This is a genomic window from Pseudomonas sp. SDO5591_S426 (assembly GCF_054070755.1).
In genome coordinates this window covers 1-4,715 of record NZ_JBSVXD010000293.1, presented here as the reverse complement: position 1 = coordinate 4,715, position 4,715 = coordinate 1, and the positions used below count along the sequence as shown (strand labels likewise).

At 59.2% G+C, this 4,715-nt stretch carries 5 protein-coding genes; 2 read left to right on the top strand and 3 right to left on the bottom strand.

What is annotated here, in order from left to right:
- Positions 1–74: 74 nt before the first annotated feature.
- The 3 genes from dnaQ to ACW9JC_RS28770 form a co-directional block, all read right to left on the bottom strand.
- Positions 75–833 (bottom strand): DNA polymerase III subunit epsilon, encoded by a 759-nt coding sequence (gene dnaQ / locus ACW9JC_RS28780; RefSeq protein ID WP_457459282.1) that lies wholly within the window; start codon positions 831–833, stop codon positions 75–77.
- Between the two features lie 147 nt (positions 834–980).
- Positions 981–1,433 carry a ribonuclease HI gene (rnhA, locus tag ACW9JC_RS28775; protein ID WP_347905878.1) on the bottom strand — a complete coding sequence of 151 codons (453 nt, stop codon included), beginning with the start codon at positions 1,431–1,433 and terminating at the stop codon, positions 981–983.
- Between the two features lie 92 nt (positions 1,434–1,525).
- Complete coding sequence (locus ACW9JC_RS28770) at positions 1,526–2,284, bottom strand: class I SAM-dependent methyltransferase (RefSeq protein ID WP_457459280.1); 759 nt, start codon at positions 2,282–2,284, stop codon at positions 1,526–1,528.
- A 65-nt stretch (positions 2,285–2,349) separates the two neighbouring features.
- On the opposite strand from ACW9JC_RS28770, the gene gloB reads away from it, so the two are divergent.
- Complete coding sequence (gloB, locus tag ACW9JC_RS28765; protein ID WP_457459278.1) at positions 2,350–3,117, top strand: hydroxyacylglutathione hydrolase; 768 nt, start codon at positions 2,350–2,352, stop codon at positions 3,115–3,117.
- Positions 3,118–3,216: 99 nt separating this feature from the next.
- Positions 3,217–4,659: a transglycosylase SLT domain-containing protein gene (locus tag ACW9JC_RS28760; protein WP_338580480.1), complete on the top strand. Its 1,443-nt coding sequence runs from the start codon at positions 3,217–3,219 to the stop codon at positions 4,657–4,659.
- The last annotated feature ends 56 nt before the right edge of the window (positions 4,660–4,715 follow it).

Genomic DNA, 4,715 nt, shown 5'->3' with positions numbered 1-4,715 from the left:
AAAGCTCCCAAAGGATTACGCATTCCCTTGTAGGAGCTGTCGAGTGAAACGAGGCTGCGATCTTTCCGAAAGACCTACGCCTGCGCGTCCGCCTCGGCCAGTTGCAACCACAACGCCGGGGCGCCGGCGGATTTGCTGATGATTTCCAGACGCGTCGCGTGTTGCGCCAAATCGTCTTCACTGGCGCGAATGATGAGGGCCGGCTTGCGATCGGCCGGCAGACGACGGATTTCGGTGGCGGAGTTATCCGCGCCTTCACCGGAACCATTGCCGTCGGACGCATTACCGGCCAGGGAGAGACTGGTCTGGCCGCCAGTCATGGTCAGGTAGACGTCGGCGAGAATCTCGGAGTCGAGCAAGGCGCCGTGGAGTTCACGGCCAGAGTTGTCGACGCCATAACGTTTGCACAACGCATCGAGGCTGTTGCGCTGCCCCGGGTGACGTTCCCGGGCCATCATCAAGGTATCGAGGATCGAGCAGTGTTGCGTGATGTCCGCACGTTCGTGCTGGCCCATCAGGGCAAATTCGTTGTTGATGAAGCCAACGTCGAACGCCGCGTTATGGATGATCAGTTGCGCGCCCTTGATGAACTCGAAGAACTCTTCGGCCACCTCGGCGAAACGCGGCTTGCCCACCAGGAATTCGTTGGTGATGCCGTGGACGCCGATGGCTCCTTCATCACTTTCGCGGTCCGGTTGCAGGTAAACGTGAAAATGCCGGCCGGTCAGGCGCCGACCGATCAACTCGACACAACCGATTTCGATAATCCGGTGGCCATCGGTCACCGGCATGCCGGTGGTTTCGGTATCGAGTACAACGGATCTGGTGGCCATCGGTGCTCAGCTCTCAACGGGTCAATCGTGCAAAAAACGCGGATATTAACATGCTCCCCGTAGGAGCTGCCGCAGGCTGCGATCTTTTGATCTTAAAAAGCAAAGTCGAAAGATCGCAGCCTGCGGCAGCTCCTACAGGATCAAAAATCAGTCTTGTTTGTAGCCGCGCACTTCATCCACGCCACGGTTGGCCAATTGGTCGGCCCGTTCGTTGCCATGATGGCCAATATGCCCGCGTACCCATTTCCAGGTGACGTTGTGGCGGTTGACCTGTTCGTCGAGCAGCTTCCACAGGTCGGCGTTTTTCACCGGCTCTTTCGCAGCAGTTTTCCAGCCGCGTTTTTTCCAGTTGTCCATCCACTCGTTGATGCCTTTCATGACGTATTGGGAGTCGGTCACCAGCAACACATCGCACGAACGCTTGAGCTCTTCCAGGCCACGAATCGCGCCCATTAACTCCATGCGGTTGTTGGTGGTATTGGCTTCGCCGCCCCAGAGTTCTTTTTCAACGCCCTTGCACACCAGCAACGCGCCCCAGCCACCAGGACCGGGATTGCCTTTGCAGGCGCCATCAGTGAACAGTTCTACGCTATCGCTCATGCCAATCTATCCAGAAAATGCGGTGGCTCGCCGATCGCTGATCGACAACGCCCGAGACCGGGGCAACCCCGGTCGGAAATTAATAATGGGTATTACGGTTCGATATTGCGCCGATTGACCTTGGCCATCGGCAACGGAATCAGCTTGCCCATCGGTTCGCGGCGTTCCTGGCGGACTGGTCGCAGCCCTACGACAATCTTGCGCGCGACCAACAAATAGAAGCCGCCGCCGGACAATTGCCAGTCACCGGCCTTGCGTTCCCAGCCGGCCAGACGGGTCTGCCAGGCAGGCGAGGCAAGCGGCGGACGATAGCATCCGAAGCGGCGTTTCTCCAGCGCGAAGCCCAGCAGGTTCAGCCAGTCAGCCACCCGTGACGGAGAAATGCAGCGCGCCTTGCCCAACCCGTCATGAGCAAACACATGACGCAGGCCCCAAGTGCTCCAGGGATTGATGCCGATAATCAAAAGATGCCCGCCGGGCCGTACGCTGCTCGCGGCTTCACGCAGCAAACCGTGGGGCGACAGGCAGAAATCCAGACCGTGCTGCAACACCACCACATCGGCGGCATGCTCGCTCAACGGCCAGGCCTGCTCTTCGCAGACAATCTCGACCCCCGGCAACGGCGCGCCCAGGCGTACATTGCGCTGGACTTGCGGTGCCGACGGCGGGGTTTGCGCCGACGGGCCGTAATGCACCAGATAGCCACCAAAAAAGCGCCCGAGCTCTTCTTCGAGCATGCGCCGTTCTTCGTCCAGCAAAAATTGCCCGATTGGACCGGACAGCCACTCGCGGGCCTCGCTGATCAATGCCAGCCAGTCAGGATCCGCCTGAGCGAACGCTTTATCGGTCATTGCATTCTCCAACGCGCCAGGAAGTTCTAAGATGCGCCATTGTTTTCCGCTTGGCGAATCCGACGATGATACAGATCACTGCCCTGCCCGCGTTCACCGACAACTACATCTGGTTGTTACAAGACCCCGACACCCGACGCTGCGCGGTGGTCGATCCGGGCGATGCCGCGCCGGTGCAGGCCTGGCTCGCGGCGAATCCGACGTGGGTACTCAGTGATATTCTGATCACTCACCACCATCATGACCATGTCGGCGGCGTCCAACAGCTCAAGAAAGTGACGGACGCAAAAGTCTATGGCCCGGCCAGCGAAAATATCCCGGCGCGGGACGTGGCCCTCAAGGACAATGATCGCATCAACGTGCTCGGCCATGACTTTGATGTCATCGCCGTGCCCGGTCACACCCTGGGACACATTGCCTATCATCACCCCGGCCTGCTGTTCTGCGGCGACACTCTGTTTGCCGCCGGTTGCGGACGGTTGTTTGAAGGCACGCCCCAGCAAATGCATACCTCGTTGTCGCGTCTCGCGGCCCTTCCCGAGGATACGCGGGTGTACTGCACCCATGAATACACCCTGAGCAATCTACGCTTCGCCGCTGCTGTCGAGCCGAGTAATCCGGACACTCTCGAACGCCTGGCCACCGTGACCCGACAACGGGAAGCCGGCATCATCACGCTGCCTTCCACAGTGGCCCTGGAAAAGCGCACAAATCCGTTTTTGCGCTCCGGCGAAACATCCGTTAAAGAAAAAGCGGATGAACGGACCGGCACCGATAACTCCGCGCCCGATATGGTTTTTGCTGCTTTAAGGGCGTGGAAAGACACGTTCTAAACAGCTTGCACGATGGTCCTAAAACGCTGAAAGGTTGACCGCAGAGGGTGCGCTTTCTAGAATCGCCCGACATTTTTGCCCGGAACTTACTTCCAGCCAATGTCGTCATCCATACGTAAGTCCATCAATTCAGACGCATTGACCCGCTTGGCTCAAGCCATAGCGGTGGCTGTGTCCGCCACTCTGGCGGGTTGTTCCAGCCATGCTCCGCAGACTGAAGCGACACATACGCCGAACATTGCTGCCCGCGCCAAGCAGAAGCCTGTCTGGCTCAGCGAAAAGCCGAGCCCGCAGATCCCGCAGGACGTCTGGGAGCGCATGCGCCAAGGCTTCCAGTTGCAGGACAACGTGGGCGTCAACCCGCGCATCGAGCAACAGCGCCTGTGGTTCGCCAGCAATCCTTCGTTCCTCGAAAACGCCGGCGAACGCGGCAGCCTCTACATTCACTACATTGTCGAACGCCTTGAAGAACGCAACATGCCGCTGGAACTGGCGCTGCTGCCAGTGATTGAAAGCGCCTACAACCCGATGGCCTATTCCCGGGCCGATGCGGTGGGTTTGTGGCAGTTCATTCCGTCCACCGGGCGTTACTTCAACCTGCGTCAAACCCGCTTCTATGACGGCCGTCGCGACATTACCGCGTCGACCACCGCGGCGATGGATTACCTGACCCGTCTGCACGACATGTTCAACGGCGACTGGCTGTTGGCCCTGGCTGCCTACAACGCCGGTGAAGGCACGGTCAGCCGCGCCATCGAGCGTAACGAAAAGCTTGGCTTGCCGACCGACTACTGGAACCTGCCGCTGCCAGCCGAAACCCAGGCCTATGTGCCGAAGCTGCTGGCCCTCTCGCAAGTGGTACTGGCGCCGGAAGCCTACGGGGTGAACCTCAACCCGATCGCCAACGAACCGTATTTCCAGGTCGTCGAAATCAACCAGCGCATGGACCTGTCCAAGGTTGCCGCGGTGGCCAACATCGACGAAGACGAACTGTTCCAGCTCAACCCGGCCTTCAAGCAGCGCACCACCATCGACGGCCCCCAGCATTTGCTGGTGCCGACGTCCAAGGCGCAGTTGCTGACCACCAGCTTGCAAACCATGCGTCCGGAAGAGCTGATCAGCAAGAAGCCGCTCAAGCCTGTGTTCGATGGTGCAGACAACACCGCAGTGGCCAGTGCCAAACGCAATTACCGGGTCAAACGCGGCGACAACCTCGGTTCCATCGCCAAGGCCAACAATGTCGACGTCAAGGATATTCAGCGCTGGAACAAGCTGTCGGGCAAGAACCTCAAGCCCGGTCAGACTCTGGTCTTGCAAGACACCAGCAAGCGCAGCCCGGGTCGCGTCAATACCGTGGTCGCGGCCAATTCCAAGACCAAAGCCAAGAAGTCGCAATCGCAGTACAAGGTTCAGCAAGGCGATTCGCTGTACATCGTGGCCAAGCGCTTCAACGTTGAAATGCAGCACCTCAAGCGCTGGAATCCTCGTGTCGGCCAGGCGCTGAAGCCGGGGCAGATGTTGACGGTGTCCAATCCGCACTAAAATGATGTCGCGCCGAAAAGATCGCAGCCTTCGGCAGCTCCTACATGATGAACACC

What these genes read in the sequence shown, in the direction of transcription:
- ACW9JC_RS28770 (WP_457459280.1), bottom strand. Translation starts at nt 2,284, where the DNA reads ATGACCGATAAAGCGTTCGCTCAGGCGGATCCTGACTGGCTGGCATTG.
- gloB (WP_457459278.1), top strand. Translation starts at nt 2,350, where the DNA reads ATGATACAGATCACTGCCCTGCCCGCGTTCACCGACAACTACATCTGG.
- ACW9JC_RS28760 (WP_338580480.1), top strand. Translation starts at nt 3,217, where the DNA reads ATGTCGTCATCCATACGTAAGTCCATCAATTCAGACGCATTGACCCGC.
- dnaQ (WP_457459282.1), bottom strand. Translation starts at nt 833, where the DNA reads ATGGCCACCAGATCCGTTGTACTCGATACCGAAACCACCGGCATGCCG.
- rnhA (WP_347905878.1), bottom strand. Translation starts at nt 1,433, where the DNA reads ATGAGCGATAGCGTAGAACTGTTCACTGATGGCGCCTGCAAAGGCAAT.